The following is a 24,771-nucleotide window of genomic DNA, read 5'->3' as shown; positions in this document are numbered from 1 at the left end:
ACGCTCAACCTCGTGCGGGCGCTGGGCCGACGTAGCGTGCGCGCGGGCGGATCAACGTCCCGGCCTCGAGTTGCTCCATCGCGTGAGCGATCCATCCCGCCGTCCGCGCGATGGCGAACAGCGCGGTCTCATGGCCGATCGGCAGCTTGAGCATGCGCATGAGCACCGCAAGCGCGAAATCGATGTTCGGACGAAGCCCCGTGGCCTCCGTGATCAAAGCAGGTGCCTCCACTGCCAGGCGGCGATCCGCTCCAGCGCGCGTCAGCGCGAACAGAAGCGCATCGGCGCGCGGATCGCCGTCGCGGTAAACCGAATGTCCGAAGCCAGGCATCGGATTGCCGAGCGCCACGCGCTCCCGGATCTTTCCCGCCATGCCATCCTCTGCCAGTTCGGCGACCATCTGGGCCGCGAGAGGACCGGCGCCACCATGACGCGGCCCCTTGAGCGCCGCCAGGCCGGCGATCGTCGCATCATATAGATTGACGCCGGTCGAGGCCGCGCAGCGAACCGTGAAGGATGACGCGTTCAGCTCGTGATCGGCCAGCAGCACGAGCGCCTGGCGCAAGAGCACGCGCGCCCGCATGTCGCCCGGCGCCCATGCGTCCGCCGCCTGTTCATGCAGGGGACGCGCGGACGGCTCAGCGTCAAGGATCGCGGCGGCGATGATGCGCATGACACGCGCGCCGGTTTGCGCGCGACCCGAGGGCGTGCGGTTGAAGGCGCGCGGATCCGTCTCGCCGGCCACAGTCAGCACGGCGATGGCCCGCGACAGCGGCCCGGCCGCCTTCGTCGCCGCGCCGATGAGGCGCATGGCATCGCCCATCACCGGCATGTTGGCCGGATCAAAAGGGTCGGCGGCGTCGATCCCCCAAAGTAGCGTTGCCGCCTGTTCGAGGCTCCCCTCCTCGGCCAGTGCCACCGCCGGCACTCCGCGATAGATGGGCCCCGCCTCGCTGATCGTCGATATGGCCGAGTCCAGGACCGGAGCGTCGGCCTCGCCGGGGCGCGGCGCGCCGAAGGGCAAGCGTCGGCTCTTCAGTGCGCGAACATCCTCTGCCCGGTAGCGCCTGGCGCGGGTGTCTGCCACCGGTTCCGAACGGATCATCCCGCGGCTGACATAGGCATAGAGGGTCGCTGGCGAGACGCCGAGTTCACCCGCAGCCTCGCGAGCGGACAGATAGAGAGTATGGTCCGAATTTTTCATATTGATCAAGCTAATCAAGATTGATTGGTTTTGAAAGAGGTCTCACCTTCGCAGGGAACTCAAGACAGGAGACCGTCATGACCATCCATTCCAGAACACCCGTGGGCCTCGACGGGGTCGTGGCGGCCGCCACAGCCCTGTCGCATGTCGATGGCGACCACGGCGAACTCGTCATCGCGGGCGCCCGCGTCGGCGACCTCGCGGGACGCGTGGCTTTCGAGGACCTGACGGCACGGCTCTGGTCGCTCGCCCGCGGCGAGAACATCGGAGAAACCGAGGTCCGTCAGCGGCTGGGCGTCGCCCGCGCGCGTACCTTCGAACGCCTCCCTGCGATCCTGTCGGCGGCCGAGGGACTGCCGATCGTGGCGGCGTTTCGCGCCGGCGTCGCCGCGCTTGGCCCTGTCATGGGGCTGCCGGACGAGACCGTGCTGGTCGGCGCGATGCCGGTGATCGCGGCAGCCCTCGTACGTCGGTCACGCGGCGAAGCCCCCGTCGCGCCCCATCTGACGCTGGGTCATGCCGCCGACACGCTGCGCATGCTGCGCGGCAGGCCGGCCAGCGAGCCGGAGACCCGGGCGCTCGACGCCTATCTCGTGACGGCAAGCGACCACGGCATGAACGCCTCGACCTTCACCGCCAGGGTGGTGGCCTCCACGCAGGCCGATCCATTCATGGCGGTCACCGCCGCGTACTGCGCCCTCACGGGTCCGCTGCATGGAGGAGCCCCCGGCCCCGTGCTCGACATGCTGGACGCGATCGGCTCGCGAGAGAACATTGCCGCCTGGGTGAATGCCGCGCTGGAGCGCAAGGAGCGGCTCATGGGCTTTGGCCATCGCATCTACCGGGTGCGCGACCCGCGCGCCGACGTCTTGCGCGAGGCGGTCGCCACACTCGAACGCACCGGGCGCGATCTCGGCCTCGCCGCGGAAGTCGAGGCCTATGCGCGGGAGGCTTTGAAAAGGGCCAAGCCCGACCGGCCGCTCGATACCAATGTCGAGTTCTACACGGCCATCCTGCTCGACGCGCTCGGCATCCCGCGCGAGGCCTTTACGCCGATCTTCGCCACCGCGCGCGCAGCGGGCTGGACGGCACATGCCATGGAGCAGCAGCGGACGGGTCGGCTTCTCCGGCCAGGTTCGGCCTATGTCGGCGACATGCCGGCCACGTCGGCTGCCGGCCGTCCCGGTGACGAGGCAAAGGAACCATGCTGACGGTCTTCCGGCACGGCAAAGCAATACGTCTCTGCACCGATCGACGCCGGCGGAAGACTTCTGTTGACTAGGAAACCAGTTTCTACTAGTTTCCTAGTCAACGAAGGGGAGCTTCATGGCCGACGCAGCCAGCCTGACCGCCCATACCGGCTACTGGCTCCGCATGGTCTCCAACGAGGTGTCGCAGGAGTTCGCCCGCAAGGTCGCCGAGGAAGGCGTCACCGTGGCGGAGTGGAGTTTCATGCGCAGCCTCTATGATGTTGATGCGATGGCACCGTCCGCCCTCGCGGCGAAGATGGGACTGTCGAAAGGCGCCATCAGCAAGCTGGCCGACCGGCTGATCGACAAAACGCTGGTAGCCCGCGCGGAAAACGACGAAGACCGGCGCGGGCACAGTCTTTCGCTGACATCGGCCGGCCGCGGCAAGGTGCCGGCCTTGGCCGCTCTCGCAGACAAGAACGACGCCGAATACTTCGACGTGCTGACCACGGACGAACACGCGACGCTGCTCGCCCTTCTGAAGGCGCTCGCGGATCGGCGAGGACTGAAGACGATCCCGGTGAACTGACTCACCGGCCCCAAACCCCGGAACCAGACACGAAAGGTCTCCGCCATGAATGCGGAACGTATAGCGATTGCCCAAAACTCCCTTCATGCCGCGCATGACGGAAGCCGGAGCTTTCCTGCGATCGTGGGTGATCTGATCGGCGCCGGCTTCGAAGGCTACGCGGTCGACCTCCGCCGCAGCTGCCAGACCTTCTACGGACCGGATGGAGACCACGTCACGCTGGACATGCCCGTCTCGACGGGCGGCGTCGCTGAAGGATTTGATCCCGTGGGCGTCGAAGCTCTGGTCCGCTGGGCGCAACGCCATGACGCCGACTACAGCTATGAAGCCTTCTGCATGAAGGTGAAGGCTGCGGGCTGCGCAGGTTATCTCGTCTCGTTCCTCGGGCGCCGGGTGCTGTACTACGGACGCACCGCCGAAACCCACGTGGAGCATTTTCCAAGCTGAGCGCAGGGTTCCGGCGAAGACAATTCTTGCGAGGTATGGAGCGACGTCCAAGCCGCCCGACTACTCCTCTGATCGACGCGCGGCGTCGCGGTCCCGCTCGTAGCGTCGCGCCAACGAAAACGACGGGAGCCAGGCTTCCCGCCGGACGGTCCATAGCTCATAGGTCGGCTCGAACCGGTCGGGCTCGTCGAGGGATCCGAGGTACACCTCGGTCTCGTCCCCGCTGCGGGCAAAGACGGGCGAGCCGCATCGTGGGCAGAAATGGCGGCCCTCATAGCCGCGCGTTTCGCCATCGACCGTAACGGCCTGCTGCGGGAAGATCGCGGAGGCATGGAACAGCGCACCATGATGCTTCCGGCAATCGAGGCAATGGCAGATGCCGACGCGATAGGGCTTGCCCTGCGCGACGAACCGCACACCGCCGCACAGGCACCCGCCGGTAACGCCCTCCATCGTCAATCTCCGTCGCGATCGAACGCGCGAATGCGGCACGGCGCGAAGCCGTCCGTCATTGTTGATTCCGTTGACTCCCACGCAGTCTCTGCGTGGCTCCGTGCGATGGCTCTCGCTGCGCCCGTCTGGTCACCCTTGCCACAGCCCTTCGCGGCGCAGGTCGTCCATCGTCCGTGAAATTCCCTCGCGCAAGATGGCGACCATGTCGTCGATCTGGTCGCGGGTGATGACCAGCGGCGGGCTCATGACGCACATGTTGATCAGCGGCCGCACCAGCAGCCCCAGTTCGTGGCAGTGCGCGTCGATGCGCTTGCCGACCGCGTTGTCGAGGGCGAGCGGGTTCCTGCTTTCGCGGTCGGCGACACATTCCACGCAGGCCATCAGGCCCGCGCCGCGTACTTCGCCAACCAGCGGCAGGTCTTCCAGCGTTCTCAAGCGCGCCTGGAAATAGGGCGCCACGGCGCGCGCGTGATCGAGCACGCCGTCTTCCAGCAGGTCGAGATTCTTCAGCGCAACGGCGCAGCCGATCGGGTGGCTGGAATAGGTGTAGCCATGGCCGAACATGGCTTGCGGGTGGTTGGACCGCCGCAGTTCCTCGGTCAGCCGTGCCGAGATCATCACGCCGCCGAGCGGGAAGTAGCCGGAGGTGACGCCCTTGGCGAAAGTGATCATGTCCGGCTCGATGCCGAAGACGTCACCGGACGCGAAGACCTCGCCCAGGCGGCCGAAGGCCGTGACGACCTCGTCGGAGATGTAGAGGATGTCGTTGTCGCGGCACAGGTCGCGGATTCGCGGCAGGTAGCCCGGCGGCGGCACGATGACGCCGCCCGAGGCCTGGATCGGCTCGGCGACGAAGGCGCCGATGCGTTCGTGGCCGATGCGCTCCACGGTGTCGCGAAACTCGTCGACGAGGAAATTGGTGAAGGCGGCCAGCGTCATTCCGGCCGGACGGCGGAAAGGATCCGGGCATGACAGCTTGACGACCAGGTCGTCGGCGCCGTCCATCCAGTCGCGGTCGCGCGGCCGGCCGTTCAGCGAGGCCGACAGGTAGGTCGAGCCATGATAGGCGCCACCGCGCGACAGGATAAGCTTCTTTTCCGGTCGGCCGCGGACATTGTTGTAGAACTGCATGAAGCGCAGTGCGGTTTCGACCGCCGAGGAACCGCCAGTGGTGAAGAACACATGGTCGAGATCGCCGGGTGCATGGGCTGCCAGTCGCCTTGCCAGCACGGCGGAGGCGTCGCTCATCGTGTACCAGGGCGTGTTGTAGGAGAGCTCCATCGCCTGATCGGCCATGACGCGGGCCAGTTCTTCCCGACGATGGCCGAGATTGACGCACCACATGCCGGCCGGCCCGTCAATCAGCCGGCGTCCGTCACCGTCGGTGATGTAGATGCCATCGCCGGCTTCGATCGGCGTCCGTGCCTCGTTGCCGATTGCACCGGCATAGGGCCATGGCTGGATCAGGTGACGCGCGGCGCCGCCGAAACGGGCAGTCGGGGGAGCAACTGCTTGCCCGGCCGGATTCTTGATCGCCGCCATTCGTTTCCTCGCTCACCGCCTTTCGGGACCCGCAGGGCTGCTCGCCCAACATGCCGGAACCGCGACGGTTTTCCCATCATTCTGAATGTCTGTTCAATCAATATTCCAGAAATAGCGCTTGATTTCAATCCGGCCATGGGCTCATGTTCGCCATCAGGCGCCGACAACAGGGGACGGTGCAAGCCACGGGTGGACAAGTGACGAAAAGTCCCGCGCCCTTGCCTGATGACCGGACCGGAGGATCGCAATGACCATTGCGACCGAAGGACAAGGTTGGGTTGCCACGCCGGCCCGGCGAGGCTTCTTCCGCACCGAGCAGCGCCAGGGGCTGGCGCTGATGAGCCCTACCTTCCTTTTCGCGCTCGTCATGCTGGCGGCGCCGATCATGGTGGTGATCGCGCATTCCTTCTGGACGCAGAACTACCTGACGATCGACAGGTCCTTCACGCTCGAGAACTACCGCATCGCGCTGACCGAGCCGATCTACCGCGATCTCCTGATGCGATCGCTGGCGCTGTCGATGAGCGTGGCCTTCCTGACGGTGATACTCGCCTATCCGGTCGCCTACTACATCTCCTTCCATGGCGGGCGCTACAAGAGCCTGATCCTGTTCCTGATCACCATTCCGGCCTGGACCAGCTACCTGCTCAGGGTCATGTCGTGGAAGGTGATCCTCGGCTACAAGGGCGTGCTCAATACCGCGCTGCTCGGCACCGGCATCATCGACGAACCGTCCACGGCCTTCCTCTACAACACCAACGCGGTGCTGATCACGCTCACACATGCCTGGGCCGTGTTCGCGATCCTGCCGATCTACGTCTCGCTGGAGAAGGTCGACCGGACGCTGGTCGAGGCGGCGACCGACCTCGGCGACGGGCCCATCCGCCGCTTCCTGCGAGTGACCCTGCCGCTGACGATACCCGGCATCGTCGCGGCGCTGATTATCGTGATGATCCCGACCGTCGGCGACTATGTGACGCCCCGGCTGGTCGGCGGCAAGGACGGCGTCATGATCGCCAGTGCCATCGAGGTTCAGTTCAAGAAGGGCGCCAACTGGCCGCTCGGCGCCGCTCTTTCGGTGACGACGATGATCGTCATCACCATCGTTGCGATCTCCAGCGTCGGCTTGCTGCGCTGGGCCGCAGGGCGGATCCGATGACGACCGGGCGGCGCTTCCTCGGCGTGAACTGGCTGGCGGTCTATGTCGCCCTCTACGTCGCCTTCCTTTATCTGCCGGTCCTGCTGCTGCCGTTGTTTTCCTTCAACGATTCCGCCACGCCCAACTTTCCGCTCTCCGGCTTCACCTGGAAATGGTACGAAGGCCTGCTCGCTACGCCGGCAATGCTCGACGCGGCAAGGAACAGCGCCCTCGTCGGCGTGGCGGCCGCCATAACAGCCACGCTCCTCGGCATCTGCGCCGCACGCGCCATGACCCGCTACCGCTTCCGGGGACAGAAAGCGATGAACGGACTGATCATGGCGCCGCTCGTGCTGCCCGAAATCATCATCGCGGTGGCACTGCTCCTGGTGATGCTGAGGCTCGGGCTCGAATTGTCGCTGCTGACCGTCGTGCTCGGCCACGTGCTGATCTGCGTGCCCTATTCGGTCACGGTGCTGATCGCCGGCTTCGAAGGCTTCGACCACAGCCTGGAAGAAGCCTCCGCGGATCTCGGCGAGACGGCGATGGGGACGTTCCGGCGGGTGACGCTGCCCATGGTGACGCCGGCGATCGTTTCGAGCCTGCTCGTCTCCTTCACCATCTCGCTCGACGAGTTCATCCTCGCCTTCTTCCTCACGGGCACCGACTCCACCCTGCCGGTCTATATCTGGGGCCAGCTGCGGTTCGCGGCCCGGCTGCCGGGTGTGCTGGCGCTTGGCACCATCATGCTCGTCCTGTCCTTCATCCTGCTCACGATCGCCGAACTCTACCGTCGCCGCGCCGCGCGGCGGGCCAATGTCGACGGAGGACCGCTTGCCTGACAGGCCGATGATCGAGATCGCCAGCGTCACCAAGACCTATGGCCGGTTCAACGCCCTCGACGACGCGAGCCTGGCCATCCGGCCCGGCGAGTTCTTCTCGCTGCTCGGCCCCTCGGGCTGCGGCAAGACGACCCTGCTCAGAATGATCGGCGGCTTCGACACGCCCACCCGCGGAACGATCGCCATCGACGGACAGCCGATGCTCGGGATCCCCGCCAACCGCCGGCCCACCAACATGGTGTTCCAGAGCTACGCGATCTTTCCGCACCTCGACGTCGAGCAGAACGTCGCCTACGGGCTGAAGCGGCTGAAGCTCGACCGGGCCGAGGAGCGGCGGCGCGTCGAGGAGGCGCTTGCGCAGGTGTCGCTCAAAGGGCTCGGCAGGCGCGGCGCCACCGAACTGTCGGGCGGCCAGCGCCAGCGCGTGGCACTGGCCCGGGCACTGGTCATGCGGCCGAAAGTGCTGCTTCTCGACGAGCCGCTGTCGGCGCTCGACAAGAAGCTGCGCGAGCAGATGCAGGTCGAACTCCGCAGCCTGCAGAAGGCAGTCGGCATCACCTTCGTGCTGGTGACCCACGACCAGTACGAGGCCCTCGCGATGTCCGACCGGATCGCGGTGATGTTCGACGGCAAGATCGCCCAGGTCGCCGCGCCCAAGGACATCTACCAGCGTCCGGTCAACCGACAGGTGGCCGACTTTCTCGGCGGCATGAACTTCATCCACGGAAATCTTGTCGGCGAGAACGGGACCGCGATCGAGGTGGAGACGAAGGGCTTCGGCCGCGTCGCGACGCAAAGGCCAGCGCACTGGGCTGTCAAGGGCGGGGCCGTCACGATCGGCATCCGTCCGGAACGGCTGCGCGTCCTGTGGGACCAGGAAACCGCCCGCCACGAGCTCGCGGGCACGGTGGTCGACCGGCATTATTTCGGCGAGATCACCCATCTCGTGATCGAGATCCCAGGCATGGACAAGCCGCTATCGGTCACCGAGACCAACGATTTCGGCGCCGACGATATCCCCGTCGGCGCACCGATCCGCATCGCCTACGAGCCGGACGCGCTGGTGGCGATGGCGGACTGAGCCCGGGAGCGGTAGGGCGGGTGCAGGCGGCCGGGCAATTCCTGTCGCGGGTCTCGATTCATGAGCCGCCACCGGTCCGCTTCCGGGCCGGGAGGCAATTCACAAATCTGACATCCAACCGTTGTCCAAGCGTCACCGACAGCCGGTAGTCGAAGGCAGGAAGTGCAAGACTTTCGCCAACGAAACTTCGGGAGCACAAGATGAAGTCTACCGGCCTCGCCGCGGGTTTTGCCGCGGGAATATCCATCCTCGCCATGAGCCCTGCCTTCGCCGTGACGGAAGTCGCCTGGTGGCATGCCATGGGCGGCGAACTGGGCGAGAAGCTCGAGGCCATCGCGGCCGACTACAATTCGAAGCAGACCGACTACAAGGTCGTGCCGAGCTTCAAGGGCACCTATGCCGAGACCATGACCGCCGCAATCGCCGCATTCCGCGCCAAGGAGCAGCCGGCCATCGTGCAGGTGTTCGAGGTCGGCACGGGCACGATGATGGCCGCCAAGGGCGCCGTCTATCCGGTCTACCAGCTGATGAAGGACGCCGGCGAGCCCTTCGACCAGGCCGCTTTCCTGCCTGCAGTCGTGGGCTACTACACCGACACCGACGGCAACATGCTGTCGATGCCGTTCAACTCCTCGACCCCGATCCTGTACTACAACAAGGACGTGTTCGAGAAGGCCGGCCTGGACCGCAACACTGCGCCCAAGACGTGGGAAGAGGTCGAAGCCTTCTCGAAGAAGATCATGGAATCGGGCGCGGCCAAGTGCGGCTTCACGACCGGCTGGATTTCGTGGGTGCAGCTCGAGAACTTCTCGGCCTGGCACAACCAGCCGATCGGCACGCTGGAAAACGGCTTCGGTGGCCTGGCGACCGAACTGACCGTGAACGGTCCGCTGCAGACCCGGCACTGGGAAAACCTCGCCCGCTGGCAGAAGGAAGGCCTGTTCCAGTATGGCGGCCCGGTGGGCGGCAATGACGCGCCGCCGAAGTTCTACACGCAGGAATGCGCGATCTACATGAACTCCTCGGCTTCGCGCGCCGGCGTCGTCGCCAACGCGAAGGACTTCGAGGTCGGCTACGGCATGCTGCCGCACTATGCCGACACCCAGCCGCAGAACTCGATCATCGGCGGCGCGACGCTGTGGGTGATGGCTGGCCGCCCCGAGGCCGAATACAAGGCCGTTGCGAACTTCTTCACCTACCTTTCCTCGGCCGAGGTACAGGCCAAGTGGCACCAGGGAACCGGCTACCTGCCAATCACCCAGGCCGCCTGGGACCTGTCGAAGTCGCAGGGCTACTACGACGCCAACCCGGGCGCCGACGTCTCGATCCAGCAGATGACGCTGAACGAGCCGACCCCCAATTCCAAGGGTCTGCGGTTCGGCTCCTACGTCCAGATCCGCGGGATCATCGACGAGGAGTTCCAGGCGCTGCTGGCCGGCCAGAAAGACGCCCAGACCGCTCTGGACGATCTGGTCACGCGCGGCAACGTTCTGATCCGCGAGTTCGAAGCGGCGAACAAGTAAGGCGCATCCGCGTCCCCGGCAGCCCGCGCGTCACGCGCGGGCTGCCTTTGCATTGAAGGTCCTCCGGATGAAACGCGCGATCTTTCGCAACCAGTTGCTGCCCTGGCTGCTGCTGGCGCCGCAGTTGGCGGTCACGTTTGTGTTCTTCCTCTGGCCTGCCGCGCAGGCCGGGTGGCAGAGTTTCTTGCGCGAAGACGCTTTCGGGCTGAAATCCACCTTCATCGGATTCGAGAATTACAGCCGCCTTTTCGGCGACCCGCACTACCTCAACTCCGTCATGGTGACGGTGGTGTTTTCGGTATCGGTCGCGGTTCTTGCGATGGCTGTGGCGCTGACCCTGGCGCTGGCTGCGGACCGCATGATCAAGTCGGCGCAGACCTACACCACGCTCCTGGTCTGGCCTTACGCCGTCGCGCCCGCCATTGCCGGGCTGCTCTGGTGGTTCATCTTCAACCCCACCATCGGCCTTGTTCCCTATGCGCTCGACATGGTCGGCATCGACTGGAACCACAGCCTGAACGGCACCCAATCGATGATCCTCGTCATCATCGCCGCCGCGTGGAAGCAGATCAGCTACAATTTCCTGTTCTTCGTCGCAGGCCTGCAGGCGATCCCGGCCAGCATGCGCGAAGCTGCCGCGATCGATGGCGCCGGGCCCGGCCGACGGCTGTTTTCCATCACGCTGCCGCTGCTGGCTCCAACCTCGTTCTTCCTGCTGGTGGTCAACACGGTCTATGCCCTGTTCGACACCTTCCCGGTGATCGACGCTACCACCGAAGGCGGCCCGGCCCAGGCCACCAACATCCTGGTCTACAAGGTCTATGTCGACGGCTTCCTCGGTCTGAACCTGGGCTCGTCGGCAGCGCAGTCCGTCGTGCTGATGGCGGTCGTGATCGTGCTGACCGTCGTCCAGTTCCGCTTCATCGAGCGCCGGGTGGAGTACTGATCATGGTCGAGCACCGCCCTTTCCTGAATTTCCTGTCGCATGCCGTGCTGGTGCTGGGCGTGCTGATCGTGGCCTTCCCGGTCTGGATCGCCATCGTCGCGTCGACCCATCCGGCCGAGACCTTTCAGACCGGCCGCATCCCCTTGTGGTTCGGCGACGCGGCGCTGCACAATTACGGCGTCATGCTGGGCGATGGACTTTCCAACATGGGCGCACCGCCGCTGGCCGGCATGCTGTTCAACAGCCTCGTAATGGCGCTGGTCATCGCCGGCGGCAAGATCGCCATTTCCATCACCTCGGCCTTCGCCATCGTGTATTTCCGCTTTCCCTTCCGCATGCTCGCCTTCTGGTGCATCTTCATCACACTGATGCTGCCGGTCGAGGTGCGCATCCTGCCGACGTTCAAGGTGGTGGCCGATCTCGGCATGCTGAACAGCTATGCGGGCCTGACGATCCCGCTGATCGCCTCGGCGACCGCGACCTTCCTGTTCCGGCAGGTGTTCATGACCATCCCCGACGAACTCGCGGAAGCCGCGCGGATCGACGGAGCCGGGCCGATGAAGTTCCTTCGCGACATCCTGATTCCGCTGTCGCGCACCAACATCGCGGCGCTGTTCGTGATCCTGTTCATCTATGGTTGGAATCAGTATCTCTGGCCGCTGCTGATCACCACGGACGAGGGCTATTACACGATCGTGGCGGGCATCAAGCGCATGGCCGAGGCGGTCGATGCCAATCCGATCTGGAACTACGTCATGGCCGCGTCGGTGCTGGCCATGCTGCCGCCCGTGGTCGTGGTCGTCGCGATGCAGAAGCTGTTCGTCAAAGGCCTCGTTGAGACGGAGAAATAGGATGGCAACGATCACTCTCGACCAGGTGCGCAAGGTCTATCCCGGCAAGGTGGAGGCCGTGAAGGGCATCTCCCTCGACATCGCCGACGGCGACTTCATCGTGCTCGTCGGCCCCTCGGGATGCGGCAAGTCGACCCTGCTGCGGATGATCGCCGGGCTGGAGACGATCTCTGCCGGTACCGTCAAGATCGGCGATCGGGTGGTCAACGAGATCGACCCCGCCGAGCGCGACATCGCCATGGTGTTCCAGAACTATGCGCTCTATCCGCACATGACCGTCTACGAGAACCTCTCCTACGGTCTGCGCAACCGCGGGATGAAGCGCGACGAGATCGACCAGCGCGTCAAGAAGGCAGCCGCGATCCTGGAGATCGGCTCCTTCCTCGACCGCAAGCCCCGCGCGCTCTCGGGGGGCCAGCGGCAGCGCGTCGCGATGGGCCGGGCCATCGTGCGCAGCCCCAAGGTCTTCCTGTTCGACGAGCCACTGTCGAACCTCGACGCCAAACTGCGCGGCCAGATGCGCGTCGAGATCAAGGCGCTGCAGCGCTCGCTCGGCACGACGTCCGTCTATGTCACGCACGACCAGTTGGAAGCGATGACGCTCGCCGACACGCTGGTGGTCATGAATGGGGGCGTGGTCGAACAGATCGGCTCGCCGCTCGACGTCTATGAAAGGCCGGCCAGCACCTTCGTGGCCAGCTTCATCGGCGCGCCGCCGATGAACCTGCTGCCGCTGGCGGCGGCAGGCGACGGATACCGGCTGCCTGACGGCACGCTGCTGCCGGCCGACGGCTATCCGCAGGGCAAGGCCGCGATACTCGGCTTTCGGCCCGAGGACGTGGTGATCGGCGGCACGGACGCCTTCTCACTTGATTTCCACGTCGTCGTGGCCGAGCCGGTCGGCGCGGAGAGCTTCCTGCACGGCAAGGCCGGTGGTGCCGGGATCATCGTGCGCGTTCACGGCCGCACCGAGGCGCGTCCGGGCGACCGCATCCGGATCGGAGTCCCGGCCGCCCGCTTGCACATCTTCGGCACCGACGGCAAGCGCATCGCGCACGGCCACATTTCTGCCCGAGACCGGGCGACGGAGACGCAGGCGGCGCTGACGTGAGCCGGCGGCGCCCCGTTCGCGCCCTCAGTAGCCGGCTTTGATCTTCTCGAACTCGTCGATCATGCGCAGCTTCAGTTCCGGCGGCACCGGCGACTGGAACAGCGTCTTGTCGACGAACTTCTCGACGTCGAGATAGCCCTTCGCCGCCAGCACCTCGTTGTCGACCGCGGCCATCGCCTTGGCATTGGCGTGCCCGTAGCCCCAGTCGTTGACGATGTACTTGGCCACTTCCGGATCCGCATTGACGGCGCTCAGGAAGTCGTAAGCCTTGTCGACGCTGCCCGGCGCATCCTTGAGCAGCACGTAGCCGCAGACCCAGGTGGTGATGCCTTCTGCGGTGTCCTTGTTCATGGCGAAGGGCTGGCCCTCGGCGGAGAGCTGCGTGGCAGCGTCGTTCCAGGCCCAGGCGAGATCGACTTCGCCGCCGCCCAGCGCCTGGACGATCTCGGTCGAATCCGTCCAGTACAGGCGGACGTTCTTGTGTACCTCGCGCAGGAAGTCGGCCGCCTGCGCGAACTGCTCGTCGGTCATCTGCGTCCAGTCCTTGAGACCGATCACGAGCGAGGCGAGCGCGAAGGCATCGTCGACATTGTCGGGCAGCGACACGCGGTCCTTGAACTTCGGATCGGCGAAGGCCTTCAACGACGTCACGTCCTCGGCCGCGATCTTCTCGGTGTTGTAGGTGAGCGAGGTGTTGCCCCAGTCCCAGGGCATGAACCATGCGGTGCCGTCGGCGGTCGTGGCCAGATCCTTCATGGCCATGATGCCCGGCAGCAGATCGTTCCAGCCTTCGATGCGGGAGGTGTCGAGCGGCTGCAGCAGGCCTGCGTCACGCCATTTCACCACGCTCTGCGAGCAGGGATGGCCTAGATCGGCCCTGAAGCCGGAGCGAAGCTTCTCGAAGGCCTCGTCCTCGTCGCCGAAGAAGGTGAAGGTCGGCGAATCCCCGTGCTTCGCGACGTAGCGCGGGTGGAACGCGGGCTCTTCATAGCCGGACCAGTCGAAGATGAGGAGGTCACCATCCTCGGCGAAGGCCGGAGCGGTGGCGAGACCGGTCACTGCGCCAAACAGCCCCAACGCAACGGTGTTCTTCAAGAATTGCCTGAAAGTCTTCATGCCTGCATGCTCCCATTGTTGTGTCATCGTCATGCCCTGGAGACGGTGCCGTCGGCGCCGCGCGTGAAATGGCCGGGAAACAGCGCCGCCAGGAGTTCGGCGGCTGAGGCGAAGGCGGATTCGCGCGAGACATCGTCCGCCGCCAGCATCAGGCGCAGCCACAGCCCCTCCAGCAGCGCGTTGACGGCGAGCGCGATCGCCTGCGGATCGATCGGATAGCGTCCCTGCGCTTTCAGCCGCGTGCAGATGTCGACCATGACGTCGTGATAGGCCTGGTCGCGCCCACCGCAAAGCGCCTGGTAGGTCGGCCGCGACTTGGCCTCGCCCCAGAAGGCGCACCAGGCGGCGAGCTTGCGCCTGTTGCAGATGGCGCGATCGAAATCGGCCGCGCAGAGCGCCCAGAGCTGACCGGCCGGATCGTCGCCGGCCTTGTCCAGCGCGCCGCGCCAGTGGGCCGCGTATTCCTCCGCCATGAACTGCAGCGTGGCGACGAGGAGCTTTTCCTTGCTCTCGAAATGGAAGTTGACGATGCCGCGAGAAAGTCCAGCACCGTCCGCGACGTTGGCCAGCGTGGTCTCGGCGTAGCCGCGCCTGGCCAACGAATCGATGGTGGCATCGATCAACTGCTGGCGACGGACTTCCCTCGAGGCCTTGCGGCCTTTCCGCTCGCCGTCGGAACTCCGCTCGGCGATGACGCTGTCGGACATGAGAACCGCTTTCTCCGATGGAAGATCCAGCACTATCCCGGCTTCCTTCCGCGCAGATGAGTGGGACGGTGCTCGCCCGAGTCAAGAACCTTCTGCATGGCTTCCCAGGTGCGGATGTTCTTGTCGACATAGGGCTCGCCGACCGCCGCCGCGACCTTGGCGTAGAGCGGTCCCTTCAGGCGGTCGAGTTCCGCGCGGGCAACGTCGCGGTACCAGGCATTGCGGTCGACCGTGTAAACGTCGACGAACCCCGCCTTTTCCATCGCTGCACGATATCGGGCCGGCGATGCCATGGAGAAGCTCAGCCCTTCGGCGGCAACATAGGCTTTCATGTCCCCGCTCGGCTCGCCGTCGTGGCCGATCAGCCAGTCACTGGCGGCGAGAAGTCCTCCTGGCTTCAGGACACGCCAGAGATCGGCAAACAGCGCGTCCTTGTCGGGCACGTGCAGCAGCGCGTCCTTTGAGAAGACGACGTCGAAGCTCTCGTTGCGGAAGGGCAGCCGCCCCGGTTCGGCTTGAACGAACTCGACGCGCTGCGACAATCCCCGCTCCCAGGCACGTCGGCGGGCGGCGATAACGACAGGCGCCTCGACGTCGAAGCCGGTCGCGTGCGACGCGCCATGGCGCTCGACCAGATCCAGCGTGATGCCACCGGAGCCGCAGCCGACATCGAGCACGGTCCGCCCCATGAGGGAGACGCCGGCCAAGATCCGGTCGACCTCCTCCGGACCGCCGGGCGAGAGATAGCCTTCGCCCCACAGGGCTTCCAGGAAACGGATGGCCGCGTCGTCATATTCTGGCTCGCCATGCGGTTCGTCTTCTCGAACGCCGTGCATCGTCAGCCCTTCCAAGCACGCTTCAGGACATCTGGCTCGTGATGGCCCGGCGACGGAAAACCTAGCGAACACGGAGAGAAACGCAACCTCGTTTGTTGAACATTCATTCAGAACGACTGGACAGGCGCGCCAGCCCCGTGCCAAATTTGCCGATGATCGGGCAGCTGGGCCGCATCGGGGCGAGACGAGTGGAATGAAGCGCTGGGACGCCATCGTGATAGGAGCCGGGCACAACGGCCTCGTCACCGCCTGCTACCTGCAGCGTGCAGGCCTGGACGTGCTCGTGCTCGAAAAGAACGACTGGGTCGGCGGCGCGGCCGTCAGCCGATCGCTGACACCGGGCTTCACCTATTCAAACTGCTCCTATGTCTGCTCGCTTTTCCGCCCGGAGATCATGCGCGATCTGGAACTGCCGCGGCACGGGCTGCAGGTCATCGCCTACGAGGGCGGCGCGGTGCTGACGCAGGACGGCGACTTTCTCGGCAACTACCGCGACCACGAGGCGCACCGGCGCGAATTCGCCCGCTTCTCGGCGCGCGACGCGGAGGCCTATGATCGCTATTCGCGCGACGTGACGCGGCAGTGCCGCTTCATCCAGCCGCTCCTGATGCGCACCGCGCCGGACCCGACGAGCCTGAAGCCGCGCGACCTCGGCGAACTCCTCTATCTCGGGCGCAAGTTCGCCGGGCTGGGCGCCTCCGAGATGGCGCAGACGGTGCGGTTCTGGACGATGTCCATATCCGACTTCCTCGACGAGTATTTCGAGACCGACGTCATCAAAGCCTATTTCGCGCTGTCGGGCATCATTGGCACCGCGCTCGGACCGATGTCGCCCGGGACGGCCTACATCCTGCTGCACCACTACATGGGCGAGGTCGACGGCTCGGTCGGCGCCTGGGGCTATGCGCGCGGCGGCATGGGCGCGGTGACGCGGGCGCTGGCCGCCTCCTTCCAGGCGAGCGGCGGGACGATCCGCACCGGCGCGGCGGTGGACCAGGTGCTGGTGCGCAACGGCAAGGCGGAAGGCGTGGTGCTGGAGGGCGGCGAGGAGGTGTGGGCGAACACCGTGGTCTCGAACGCCGACGTGAAGCGCACCTTTCTCAGCCTGGTCGACGAGAGGGACCTGCCGGAGACATTCCTGCGCCGGGTCAGGAACTTCAAGATCCGCGGCTCGTCAGGCAAGGTCAACATCGCGCTCGACTCGCTGCCGGAATTCCCCGCCCTGCCCAAGGATTCGCCCTGCCTGCGCGGCGACCTGCACTTCACGGATTCGGTCGAACGCATGGAGCGCGGCTATGACGACTGGAAGGCCGGCCGCTGGTCTGCCGACCCCTTCCTCGACGTGGTGATCCCGACGACGCTGGACCCGACCATGACCTCCCCAGGCAAGCACTTCATGAGCTGCTTCGTGCAGTATTGCCCGCCCAAAGTGGAAGGACGCGACTGGACCGATGTCGATCGCGACGCCTTCGGCGAGACCGTCATCTCGCAGATCGCCGAATACTCACCGGGCTTCCGCGACCGTATCGTCCACATGGAGGTGCGCACGCCGCGCGAACTGGAAGCCGAGGTCGGGCTCACCGAAGGCAACATCTTCCAGGGCGAGCTGACTTTCGACCAGTTGCTGTTCAACCGGCCGGTGCCGGGCTACGCGCAGTACCGCTCACCGATCGGCGGGCTCTACATGTGTGGCTCCTCGACCCATCCGGGCGGCGGGGTGATGGGCGCGCCCGGGCGCAACGCGGCGGCCGAGATGCTGCGCGACCTGAAGCGGGGGACCAGGCACATGAGCGCGGCCCATGACGTCATCTGAAGCCGGACGCTTCGACGCCATCGTCATCGGCGGCGGCCACAACGGCCTCGCCTGTGCGGCCGCACTAGGCCGCACCGGACGCAAGGTGCTGGTGCTCGAGGCGGCCGACCGCCTCGGCGGAGCGGCCGGAACGCACGAATTCGCGCCGGGCTTTCGCGTGTCGAGCCTCGCCCATATTCTCAATCGCCTGCATCCGGAGATGGTCGCCGGGCTCGACCTCAGGAAACACGGGCTGGCGCTTTCGGCCGGCGCCATCCCCAGCGTCGCCCTGTCCTCGGCGGGCGATCCGCTCGTGCTTGACGGAGCCTATGGCGAGCGGCTCGACGGCACGATCGACGCCGCCGACCGCTCCGGCTGGTCCGAGCTTCGGTCGCTGCTCTTCCGCCAGGCCGGGATCCTGAAGCCCTTCCTGTCGCGCCGGCCGCCTGACCTCGGCGCCATGTCGCTCGGCCAGGCCTCGCTGCTGGGTTCCGCGGCGCTGTCGCTGCGCCGGCTCGGCAAGGAGGAGATGCGCGAGTTCCTGCGCATGGTGCTGATGAACGTGGCGGACGTGCTGGACGAGCACGTCGGCGACGACCGACTGAAGGGCCTCGTCGCCTTCGACGCGACGCTCGGCGCGCATCTCGGGCCGCGGTCGCCCACCTCGCTGCTCGGGCTCTATTACCGCCTCGCCGGCGAGGTGGCCGGCGTGACGGGCGCGCAGGCGCTGCCGAAGGGCGGCATGGGCGCGGTGGCCGCAGCTCTTGCGCGAGCGGCGGAGGCGGCGGGCTGCAAGCTGCGGCCTTCGGCCGTCGTGGGGCGCATCATGGTGGAGAAGGGCCGCGCCTGCGGCGTCACGCTCGACGACGGCGAGGAGATCCGCGCGCGCACGGTCGTCTCGGCGATCAACCCGGTCACCACCTTCCTCGACCTCGTCGGGCCGCGCCATGTCGACACCGGCTTCGTGCGCCGGCTGGGGCACATCCGGATGAAGGGCGACGCGGCGAAGCTGCATCTCGCGCTCGACGCCCCACCGCGCTTCGCGGGCCTGGCGGAGGAGGCGCACCGGGGACGGCTGGTGATCGCGCCGTCGGTCGACCATGTCGAGAAAGCCTTCAACCCGGCGAAGTACGGCGCGTATTCGCCGGAACCGGTGATGGAGATCACGCTGCCCAGCCTCGGCGATCCGTCGCTCGCGCCCGCCGGCGCCTGCGTGCTCTCGGCGGTCGTACAGTTCGCACCCTATGCGCTGAAGCAGGGCTGGGAGGCCGGCAAGCCGAAATTCCTTGCCGCGATCATGGCGGTGCTGGAATGCCACGCGCCCGGCATTGGCCGCAGCGTGCAGCATGCCGAACTGCTCACGCCCGCCGACATCGAGGCTCGCTTCCGCATGCCGGGCGGGCACTGGCACCATGGCGAGATGCAGGTCGACCAGATGCTGATGAACCGACCGGTGCATGGCGCCGACGGCTATGACACCCCGCTGGACGGCCTGTTCCTCGCCGGCGCAGGCTCCCACCCCGGTGGCGGCATTTCCGGCGCACCTGGCTGGAATGCCGCGAAGCGGGTGGTGGAGGTGCGGGGGTGAGGATGGCCTTCGGTTCGGACGCTTTCACCTGTCCCACCCCCCTCTGCCCTGCCGGCCATCTCCCCCTCAAGGGGGGAGATGGCCGGCTTCCATGGCAACGCCAGACCGGTACCGTACTAGCGGGGACGAGACGGCGGGGACAGCCGATCTCCCCCCTTGAGGGGGAGATGGCCGGCAGGCCAAAGGGCGGTGCCTCGCGCCGTCCTTCGCCAATGACGGGAGGTCTCCATCCATGATTGCCTCCGTTCCCGGACGTGAGCTCAACCCTCGCCTCGCCCTGCAGGACCACTGGCGCGCCATGCGGCGGGAAACCCCGTTCCACTCGCGACTCGCCGCGCTGGACTTCCGCAACGATTGGTACAGCTGGGCCGGTTGCAAGGCGCCGCTGTCGCTGTGGGACGAGGAACTGGAGTATTTCGCGATCCGCAGCCAGGCGGCACTGATCGACATCTCGCCCATGGTCAAGTACCGCATCGAGGGGCCGGACGCCGAGACCTATTGCGAGCGCGTCTTCGTGCGAAACGTGGCCAAGCTCCGGCCCGGGCGCGTACACTACACGGCGTGGTGCGACGACGAAGGGCACGTGCTCGACGACGGGACGCTGTTCCGGCTCGCCGAGACGCGCTTCCGCCTGTGCTGCCAGGAGCGGCACCTGCCGTGGCTGCTCGACAGCGCGATCGGCTTCGACGTCACCGTCGCCGACGAGACGGAGGCGGTGGCGGGGCTGGCGCTGCAGGGGCCGACGTCCTGCGCGCTGCTCAAGGATGCGGGCTTTGCCGGCATCGAGCGGCTGAAGCCCTTCGACCTCGCATTCTTCCCGCACGAGGGCGGGACGGTGACCATCTCGCGCACCGGTTTCACCGGCGACCTCGGCTACGAGCTCTTCGTCGAGGCCGCCGATGCCCTGTCGCTCTGGGACCGGCTTTGGGAGGCCGGGCAACTGCGGGGCATCCGCGCCATCGGCTATACAGCGCTCAACCGGGCGCGGATCGAGGCCGGCTTCATCGTCGCCAATGCCGACTTCGTCACCGCCGAGCATGCCATCCGCGCCGACCGGGTGCGGATGCCCGACGAGATCGGCCTCGGCTGGCTGGTCGATCCCGGCAAGCCGCATTTCAACGGCCGCCGCGCGATCCTCGAGGCGCGGCGCAGGCGCTCGCTCGGCCATGTCCTTGTGGGATTGGAGATCGAGGGCAACGTTCCCGCCGAGCACGCGCTGGTCTATCATGCGAAAAAGAAGGAGGTCGGGCTGGTCAGCGCGGCCATCTGGTCGCCGATGGCCAAACGAAACATCGCCATTGCCAGCCTGCAACGACCCTATGGCGACACGCGAAAGGACGACCTCTGGGTCGAGATCTACGCTCTGCGCGAGGGCCAGTACATGAAGCTGATGAAGCGGGCGACTGTGGTGCCGCGGCCGTTCGTCAAGCTCGACCGGCGCACGGCGACGCCGCCGGCGGACGCCTGAGCATGGCGGAGGAGTTCGACCAGGCCGGAGACGACGCCGAGAACTGGGCGCTGGTCGACACGCCGCTCGGCGAGCCCTGGTCGGGCCGCACGCGCTACGCGGCGGCGATGTATTTTCACAAGAAGGGGCAAATGAACGCGGAGACGCTTGAGGTCTACCGGCTCTGCGCCAGGCTCGACCACCAGGACCCGCTGCCAATCCTGCGCGAGCGGCGGGTCGGGCGCGACTGGATTGTCCAGCTGGGCTCGCGCCGACCCCGCTAGGCCCGCTGCTGCTTCACGTGAATCCCGCCAGCGCCTCAGCCTGCCGCCCCGATATGGCGCAGAACCGCCTTGCGCCGCGGCGGGCGCTTATCGCCGATCGCGTAGGCTGCCTGCACTGCGGCGATCGCCGCTATCGCTGACGCCTCCGTGCGCGCGTGCACCATGGCGAGCGGGTCGCCCGCGCGCATGTGGGTGGCGACTGAGACCAGTCCGCTCAGGCCGACCGCCGGATCGACCGCATCGCCTGGCCGTACGCGGCCCCCGCCCAATGCCACGACAGCGACGCCCACCGCCCGGGTGTCGATGCCGGTCACATAGCCGTTCGCCGGCGCGGGCACGGCGCGGATGACGGGCGCCTCGGGCAGGTGCCGGCGGCAGTTTGAGACGAAGTCCTTCGACCCGCCGAGAGCAGCGACCATGCGGTCGAAAGTTTCTGCGGCATTGCCCGACTCCAGCACCCGGCGCGCCATCGCCTCGCCCTCGACCGGGGAGCCCGAGAGCCGGGCGGCGACGAGCATTTCCGAGGCCAGTGCCAGGGTCACCTCGAGCAGCCGCGGGTCGCGCATCCGCCCCGTCAGGAAGTCGACGGCGTTGACGACTTCGAGCGCGTTGCCTGCCGCAGAGGCCAGCGGCTCGTTCATGTCCGTGATCAGCGCTGTGGTGGCCATGCCGGCACCGTTCGCCACTTCGACCAAGCTCGTCGCCAGTGCGGCGGCGTCACGTCCGCGCGCCATGAAGGCGCCGTTGCCTGCCTTCACGTCGAGCACCAGCGCCTGCAGTCCGGCGGCCAGTTTCTTCGACAGGATCGAGGCGGTAATCAGCGGGATGGACTCCACCGTCGCCGTTACGTCGCGGATCGCGTAGAAGCGCTTGTCGGCCGGTGCCAGATCGCCCGTCTGGCCGATGATGGCGCAGCCGACATCCCGCACCGTTGTACGGAAGAGATCATTAGCCGGCTTGCTGACATAGCCGGGAATGGAATCCATCTTGTCCAGCGTGCCGCCTGTGTGGCCAAGGCCCCGGCCGGAGATCATCGGCACATAGGCGCCGCAGGCCGCCACGATGGGCGCCAGCATCAGCGAGACGTTGTCGCCGACGCCGCCGGTGGAATGCTTGTCGACCACCGGGCCGGGCAGGTCCCAGGCGAGCACGTCGCCGGAATCGCGCATGGCGAGGGTGAGGGCGACCGCCTCGTCGCGGCTCATGCCGTTGAAGAACACGGCCATGGCGAGCGCGGCGACCTGGCCTTCGGTGACGGTCTCGTTGGCAAGGCCCTCGACGAAAAAGGCGATCTCGTCGGAGGTGAGCGCTTTTCCGTCGCGCTTCTTGCGGATGATTTCCTGGGGGAGCATCAGGTGGGCGTCCCGTTCGGCCGGGCGTCGCGCTCCGTCGCGCCCCCCTCTGTCCTACCGGACATCTCCCCCACGAGGGGGGAGATCGGCAGCTTCGGTCTTGGCGCATCTCCTGCACCGCTGGAGAATGGGGCAGGCGGCGATGATGGCCGATCTCCCCCCTCGTGGGGGAGATGTCCGGCAGGACAGAGGGGGGCGCCGTAGGGCAGATCCATCATGCAGAGACCACCCACCCTCACACCCCGAACGGCGTCCAGATCGACTTGATCCGGGTCGCATGGAACAGGAACGCCTCGCCCTGCCCCTGCGCGGGATCATACCAGTCTCGCGCCTTGCCGTGGTTGACCCAGGTGGCCTTGAGGTTGCCGGCCGACTCGCGCTCGACGGCGGCGCTACCCTCCACGGACCCGACGTACCAGCAGGCGGCGATGTCGTCGTGCTTGGCCATCACGCTCGCCAACTGGTCGCGGTCGCCGGTGACGATGTTGACGACGCCGTCGGGCACGTCGGACGTGTCGAGCACCTGGTAGAGGTCGCAGGCGGCCAGCGGGTGGTGCTGCGAGGGCGTGACGACGACGCGGTTGCCCATGGCGATGGCGGGCGCGACCAGCGAGACGAAGCCGAGCAGCGGCGCCTCGTCGGGACACGAGATGCCGATCACCTCGAAGGGCTCGGGCAGCGCCAGCGCCAGCATGCGCGACTGCGGCGCGCGGACACGGCCGTCATACTTGTCGGCCCAGGCGGCGTAGTGGACGATGCGGTCGACCGAGGCCGCGACCTCGCGCGCCGCCTGCTTGGCGCCGACGCCGGTCATCCGGTCGATGCGGGCGGCGAATTCGGCCGACCGCAGTTCGAGGTTCTCGGCCAGGAACCAGAGCACCTGCGCGCGGGCATGGCCGGTCATGTCGGACCAGGCGTCGGCCTTGCGCGCGGCTTCGACGGCGTTGCGGATGTCCTTGCGGTTGCCCCAGCCGGCCTCGGTGATCAGCCGGCCCTTCGGGTCGACGACGGGATAGGAATAGCCCGAATCCGGCCGGACCTGGCGGCCCCCGACATAGAGCTTGACCGTGCGGTCGAGCAACGCGGACGTCGCATCAGGGCCGGCGTCGCCGTAGACCGGCACGGGCGGAGCCAGCGCCTTTGCGGTGGGCAGGGCACGCGTCTTCTTTTCCCAGGCGGGGACCAGATACTCCAGCATGCCTTCGCGGCCGCCCTCGCGGCCGAAGCCGCTCTCCTTGTAGCCGCCGAAGCCGACGGCGGCGTCGAAAAGATTGGTCGAGTTGATCCAGACGACGCCCGCCTTCACCTTGCGCGCGGCATCGAAGGCGACGTCGAGGTTCTGCGACCAGATCGAGGCGGCGAGACCGTAGCGGCTGTTGTTGGCGAGCGTGATCGCCTCGCCGGGCGTGCGGAACGTCATCGACACCAGCACCGGGCCGAAGATTTCCTCCTGCGCCAGCGCGGAGGCGGGCGAAACGCCGGTGAAGAGGCTGGGCGGGAAGAAGCAGCCCTTCGCGGTCGCCGTCGCGAAGTCCTCGTTGGCCCAGGACGGCTGCCACAGCGTCGCGCCCTCGGCCACCCCGGCCTCGACCCTGGCGCGGATCGAGGCGATCTGAACCGGCGCGACGACGGCGCCGATGTCGGTCGACTTGTCGAGCGGCGAGCCGACGCGCAGCGTTTCCATGCGGGCGCGCAGCCTGGCGTGGAACCGATCGGCGATGCCTTCCTGGACGATGGCGCGAGAGCCGGCGCAGCAGACCTCGCCCTGGTTGAACCAGATGGCGTCGACCACGCCCTCGACCGCGGCGTCGATGTCAGCCGTGTCGAAGACGATGAAGGGCGACTTGCCGCCGAGCTCAAGCGAGAGCTTCTTGCCGGTTCCCGCCGTCTGGCGGCGCAGCAGGCGGCCGACCTCGGTGGAGCCGGTGAAGGCGAGCTTGGCGAGGCCGGGATGGCCGGCGACCAGCGCGCCGGTGGTGCCGCCACCGTTGACGAGGTTGAAGACGCCGGCCGGCAGCCCGGCCTCGGCGCAGATCTCGGCGAAGGCGAGCGCGGTGAGCGGCGTGTGCTCGGCCGATTTAAGCACGACGGTGCACCCGGCTGCGAGCGCCGGCGCCACCTTCCAGGCCAGCATCAGCAGCGGGAAGTTCCACGGGATGATCTGGCCGCAGACGCCGGCCGGCACGTGGGCGGGAAACGCGGTGTCGCGCAGCTCGGCCCAGCCGGCATGGTGGTAGAAGTGGCGCGCGACGAGCGGCACGTCGATGTCGCGCGTCTCGCGGATCGGCTTGCCGTTGTCCAGCGTCTCAAGCACGGCGAGGAAGCGGGCGTGCTTCTGGACCTGGCGGGCGATGGCATAGAGATGCCGCGCGCGCTCGGTGCCTGTCAGCGCCGACCAGGACCTGAAGGCGGACGTGGCGGATTTCACCGCGGCGTCCACATCCTTCTCGTCCGCCTCGGCCACTTCGGCCAGCAGTTCGCCATCGGCGGGGTTGCGGACCTCGAAGGTGGTTTCGCCGGGCTTGGTGAATCGGCCGCCGACGAACTGGCCGAACCGGCCGCCATGGCGCTTCAGCCAGGCGCGGGCATGGCCGTCCTCCTCGGGGGCGGGGCCGTAGTCCATGCTGTCGAGAATGGTCACGATCTTGTTCATCGGTGGTTCGTCCAGTGCTTCTCGAAGCGGCATGGCGTTCCTTCGCGCCCCCCTCTGGCCTGCCGGCCATCTCCCCTAC

General features: G+C 66.9%; 22 protein-coding genes. 14 read left to right on the top strand and 8 right to left on the bottom strand.

Annotated features, from left to right (window positions below):
- Positions 1-4 precede the first annotated feature (4 nt).
- Complete coding sequence (locus N1F91_RS06795; RefSeq protein WP_289991131.1) at positions 5-1,204, bottom strand: citrate synthase family protein; 1,200 nt, start codon at positions 1,202-1,204, stop codon at positions 5-7.
- A gap of 77 nt (positions 1,205-1,281) precedes the next feature.
- Here N1F91_RS06795 and N1F91_RS06790 point away from each other — a divergent pair, with 77 nt between their 5' ends.
- The 3 genes from N1F91_RS06790 (at position 1,282) to N1F91_RS06780 (ending at position 3,430) form a co-directional block, all read left to right on the top strand.
- Entirely contained in the window at positions 1,282-2,415 is a 1,134-nt protein-coding gene (locus N1F91_RS06790; protein ID WP_289990995.1) for a citrate synthase/methylcitrate synthase, read from the top strand.
- A gap of 115 nt (positions 2,416-2,530) precedes the next feature.
- On the top strand, positions 2,531-2,983 hold the full coding sequence (locus N1F91_RS06785; RefSeq protein WP_289990994.1) for a MarR family transcriptional regulator: 453 nt from the start codon (positions 2,531-2,533) through the stop codon (positions 2,981-2,983).
- 123 nt (positions 2,984-3,106) lie between these two features.
- Positions 3,107-3,430, top strand: a complete 324-nt coding sequence (locus N1F91_RS06780) for a DUF1398 domain-containing protein (protein WP_354670525.1) — start codon at positions 3,107-3,109, stop codon at positions 3,428-3,430.
- A gap of 60 nt (positions 3,431-3,490) precedes the next feature.
- On the opposite strand, the gene N1F91_RS06775 is transcribed toward N1F91_RS06780, so the two are convergent.
- Both N1F91_RS06775 and N1F91_RS06770 read right to left on the bottom strand, forming a co-directional pair.
- Entirely contained in the window at positions 3,491-3,883 is a 393-nt protein-coding gene (locus tag N1F91_RS06775) for a GFA family protein (RefSeq protein ID WP_289990992.1), read from the bottom strand.
- Between the two features lie 129 nt (positions 3,884-4,012).
- Complete coding sequence (locus N1F91_RS06770) at positions 4,013-5,425, bottom strand: aminotransferase (protein ID WP_289990991.1); 1,413 nt, start codon at positions 5,423-5,425, stop codon at positions 4,013-4,015.
- A 247-nt stretch (positions 5,426-5,672) separates the two neighbouring features.
- Here N1F91_RS06770 and N1F91_RS06765 point away from each other — a divergent pair, with 247 nt between their 5' ends.
- The 7 genes from N1F91_RS06765 (at position 5,673) to N1F91_RS06735 (ending at position 12,917) form a co-directional block, all read left to right on the top strand.
- Positions 5,673-6,584, top strand: coding sequence for an ABC transporter permease (locus N1F91_RS06765; RefSeq protein WP_289990990.1), 912 nt, complete (start codon positions 5,673-5,675; stop codon positions 6,582-6,584).
- Entirely contained in the window at positions 6,581-7,405 is an 825-nt protein-coding gene (locus N1F91_RS06760) for an ABC transporter permease (RefSeq protein WP_289990989.1), read from the top strand. The genes N1F91_RS06765 and N1F91_RS06760 overlap by 4 nt, the downstream gene beginning before the upstream one ends.
- A 7-nt stretch (positions 7,406-7,412) precedes the next feature.
- Positions 7,413-8,486 (top strand): ABC transporter ATP-binding protein, encoded by a 1,074-nt coding sequence (locus N1F91_RS06755; protein ID WP_289991130.1) that lies wholly within the window; start codon positions 7,413-7,415, stop codon positions 8,484-8,486.
- Between the two features lie 200 nt (positions 8,487-8,686).
- On the top strand, positions 8,687-10,009 hold the full coding sequence (ugpB, locus tag N1F91_RS06750) for a sn-glycerol-3-phosphate ABC transporter substrate-binding protein UgpB (RefSeq protein ID WP_289990988.1): 1,323 nt from the start codon (positions 8,687-8,689) through the stop codon (positions 10,007-10,009).
- 67 nt (positions 10,010-10,076) lie between these two features.
- A complete protein-coding gene (ugpA, locus tag N1F91_RS06745; RefSeq protein ID WP_289990987.1) occupies positions 10,077-10,955 on the top strand; it encodes a sn-glycerol-3-phosphate ABC transporter permease UgpA in 879 nt (292 codons plus the stop codon).
- A gap of 2 nt (positions 10,956-10,957) precedes the next feature.
- Positions 10,958-11,806 carry a sn-glycerol-3-phosphate ABC transporter permease UgpE gene (gene ugpE / locus N1F91_RS06740; protein ID WP_289990986.1) on the top strand — a complete coding sequence of 283 codons (849 nt, stop codon included), beginning with the start codon at positions 10,958-10,960 and terminating at the stop codon, positions 11,804-11,806.
- Position 11,807: 1 nt separating this feature from the next.
- Positions 11,808-12,917, top strand: coding sequence for a sn-glycerol-3-phosphate import ATP-binding protein UgpC (locus N1F91_RS06735; protein WP_289990985.1), 1,110 nt, complete (start codon positions 11,808-11,810; stop codon positions 12,915-12,917).
- Between the two features lie 24 nt (positions 12,918-12,941).
- Here N1F91_RS06735 and N1F91_RS06730 read toward each other — a convergent pair whose 3' ends face one another.
- From N1F91_RS06730 to N1F91_RS06720, 3 genes are read right to left on the bottom strand one after another with little or no spacing between them, the layout of a single operon-like run.
- On the bottom strand, positions 12,942-14,033 hold the full coding sequence (locus tag N1F91_RS06730) for an ABC transporter substrate-binding protein (RefSeq protein WP_289990984.1): 1,092 nt from the start codon (positions 14,031-14,033) through the stop codon (positions 12,942-12,944).
- Between the two features lie 29 nt (positions 14,034-14,062).
- Positions 14,063-14,740, bottom strand: coding sequence for a TetR family transcriptional regulator C-terminal domain-containing protein (locus N1F91_RS06725; protein ID WP_289990983.1), 678 nt, complete (start codon positions 14,738-14,740; stop codon positions 14,063-14,065).
- A gap of 32 nt (positions 14,741-14,772) precedes the next feature.
- Positions 14,773-15,576, bottom strand: coding sequence for a methyltransferase domain-containing protein (locus tag N1F91_RS06720; protein WP_289990982.1), 804 nt, complete (start codon positions 15,574-15,576; stop codon positions 14,773-14,775).
- A 193-nt stretch (positions 15,577-15,769) separates the two neighbouring features.
- Between N1F91_RS06720 and N1F91_RS06715 the strand changes: the two genes are divergently transcribed.
- From N1F91_RS06715 to N1F91_RS06700, 4 genes are all read left to right on the top strand, one after another.
- Positions 15,770-17,389, top strand: coding sequence for an NAD(P)/FAD-dependent oxidoreductase (locus N1F91_RS06715; RefSeq protein ID WP_289990981.1), 1,620 nt, complete (start codon positions 15,770-15,772; stop codon positions 17,387-17,389).
- The gene (locus N1F91_RS06710) at positions 17,376-18,956 is read left to right on the top strand and encodes an NAD(P)/FAD-dependent oxidoreductase (protein WP_289990980.1); all 1,581 of its coding nucleotides are present in this window, start codon (positions 17,376-17,378) and stop codon (positions 18,954-18,956) included. Before N1F91_RS06715 ends, N1F91_RS06710 begins: the two co-directional genes overlap by 14 nt.
- 232 nt (positions 18,957-19,188) lie before the next feature.
- Entirely contained in the window at positions 19,189-20,424 is a 1,236-nt protein-coding gene (locus N1F91_RS06705; protein WP_289990979.1) for an aminomethyltransferase family protein, read from the top strand.
- A gap of 2 nt (positions 20,425-20,426) precedes the next feature.
- The gene (locus N1F91_RS06700) at positions 20,427-20,687 is read left to right on the top strand and encodes a hypothetical protein (RefSeq protein ID WP_289990978.1); all 261 of its coding nucleotides are present in this window, start codon (positions 20,427-20,429) and stop codon (positions 20,685-20,687) included.
- A 35-nt stretch (positions 20,688-20,722) separates the two neighbouring features.
- Here N1F91_RS06700 and deoA read toward each other — a convergent pair whose 3' ends face one another.
- Together deoA and N1F91_RS06690 are read right to left on the bottom strand one after the other, a co-directional pair.
- Complete coding sequence (gene deoA / locus N1F91_RS06695; RefSeq protein WP_289990977.1) at positions 20,723-22,039, bottom strand: thymidine phosphorylase; 1,317 nt, start codon at positions 22,037-22,039, stop codon at positions 20,723-20,725.
- Between the two features lie 235 nt (positions 22,040-22,274).
- Positions 22,275-24,692: an aldehyde dehydrogenase family protein gene (locus N1F91_RS06690; protein WP_289990976.1), complete on the bottom strand. Its 2,418-nt coding sequence runs from the start codon at positions 24,690-24,692 to the stop codon at positions 22,275-22,277.
- Positions 24,693-24,771 lie beyond the last annotated feature (79 nt).

Source organism: Aquibium sp. ELW1220, assembly GCF_030398385.1.
Taxonomy (GTDB): domain Bacteria; phylum Pseudomonadota; class Alphaproteobacteria; order Rhizobiales; family Rhizobiaceae; genus Aquibium.
The sequence above is the reverse complement of the archived record's forward strand: the minus strand, read 5'-3'. Positions and strand labels throughout refer to the sequence as shown.

What these genes read in the sequence shown, in the direction of transcription:
- N1F91_RS06795 (WP_289991131.1), bottom strand. Translation starts at nt 1,204, where the DNA reads ATGAAAAATTCGGACCATACTCTCTATCTGTCCGCTCGCGAGGCTGCG.
- N1F91_RS06790 (WP_289990995.1), top strand. Translation starts at nt 1,282, where the DNA reads ATGACCATCCATTCCAGAACACCCGTGGGCCTCGACGGGGTCGTGGCG.
- N1F91_RS06785 (WP_289990994.1), top strand. Translation starts at nt 2,531, where the DNA reads ATGGCCGACGCAGCCAGCCTGACCGCCCATACCGGCTACTGGCTCCGC.
- N1F91_RS06775 (WP_289990992.1), bottom strand. Translation starts at nt 3,883, where the DNA reads ATGGAGGGCGTTACCGGCGGGTGCCTGTGCGGCGGTGTGCGGTTCGTC.
- N1F91_RS06770 (WP_289990991.1), bottom strand. Translation starts at nt 5,425, where the DNA reads ATGGCGGCGATCAAGAATCCGGCCGGGCAAGCAGTTGCTCCCCCGACT.
- N1F91_RS06765 (WP_289990990.1), top strand. Translation starts at nt 5,673, where the DNA reads ATGACCATTGCGACCGAAGGACAAGGTTGGGTTGCCACGCCGGCCCGG.
- N1F91_RS06760 (WP_289990989.1), top strand. Translation starts at nt 6,581, where the DNA reads ATGACGACCGGGCGGCGCTTCCTCGGCGTGAACTGGCTGGCGGTCTAT.
- N1F91_RS06755 (WP_289991130.1), top strand. Translation starts at nt 7,413, where the DNA reads ATGATCGAGATCGCCAGCGTCACCAAGACCTATGGCCGGTTCAACGCC.
- ugpB (WP_289990988.1), top strand. Translation starts at nt 8,687, where the DNA reads ATGAAGTCTACCGGCCTCGCCGCGGGTTTTGCCGCGGGAATATCCATC.
- ugpA (WP_289990987.1), top strand. Translation starts at nt 10,077, where the DNA reads ATGAAACGCGCGATCTTTCGCAACCAGTTGCTGCCCTGGCTGCTGCTG.
- ugpE (WP_289990986.1), top strand. Translation starts at nt 10,958, where the DNA reads ATGGTCGAGCACCGCCCTTTCCTGAATTTCCTGTCGCATGCCGTGCTG.
- N1F91_RS06735 (WP_289990985.1), top strand. Translation starts at nt 11,808, where the DNA reads ATGGCAACGATCACTCTCGACCAGGTGCGCAAGGTCTATCCCGGCAAG.
- N1F91_RS06730 (WP_289990984.1), bottom strand. Translation starts at nt 14,033, where the DNA reads ATGAAGACTTTCAGGCAATTCTTGAAGAACACCGTTGCGTTGGGGCTG.
- N1F91_RS06725 (WP_289990983.1), bottom strand. Translation starts at nt 14,740, where the DNA reads ATGTCCGACAGCGTCATCGCCGAGCGGAGTTCCGACGGCGAGCGGAAA.
- N1F91_RS06720 (WP_289990982.1), bottom strand. Translation starts at nt 15,576, where the DNA reads ATGCACGGCGTTCGAGAAGACGAACCGCATGGCGAGCCAGAATATGAC.
- N1F91_RS06715 (WP_289990981.1), top strand. Translation starts at nt 15,770, where the DNA reads ATGAAGCGCTGGGACGCCATCGTGATAGGAGCCGGGCACAACGGCCTC.
- N1F91_RS06710 (WP_289990980.1), top strand. Translation starts at nt 17,376, where the DNA reads ATGACGTCATCTGAAGCCGGACGCTTCGACGCCATCGTCATCGGCGGC.
- N1F91_RS06705 (WP_289990979.1), top strand. Translation starts at nt 19,189, where the DNA reads ATGATTGCCTCCGTTCCCGGACGTGAGCTCAACCCTCGCCTCGCCCTG.
- N1F91_RS06700 (WP_289990978.1), top strand. Translation starts at nt 20,427, where the DNA reads ATGGCGGAGGAGTTCGACCAGGCCGGAGACGACGCCGAGAACTGGGCG.
- deoA (WP_289990977.1), bottom strand. Translation starts at nt 22,039, where the DNA reads ATGCTCCCCCAGGAAATCATCCGCAAGAAGCGCGACGGAAAAGCGCTC.
- N1F91_RS06690 (WP_289990976.1), bottom strand. Translation starts at nt 24,692, where the DNA reads ATGAACAAGATCGTGACCATTCTCGACAGCATGGACTACGGCCCCGCC.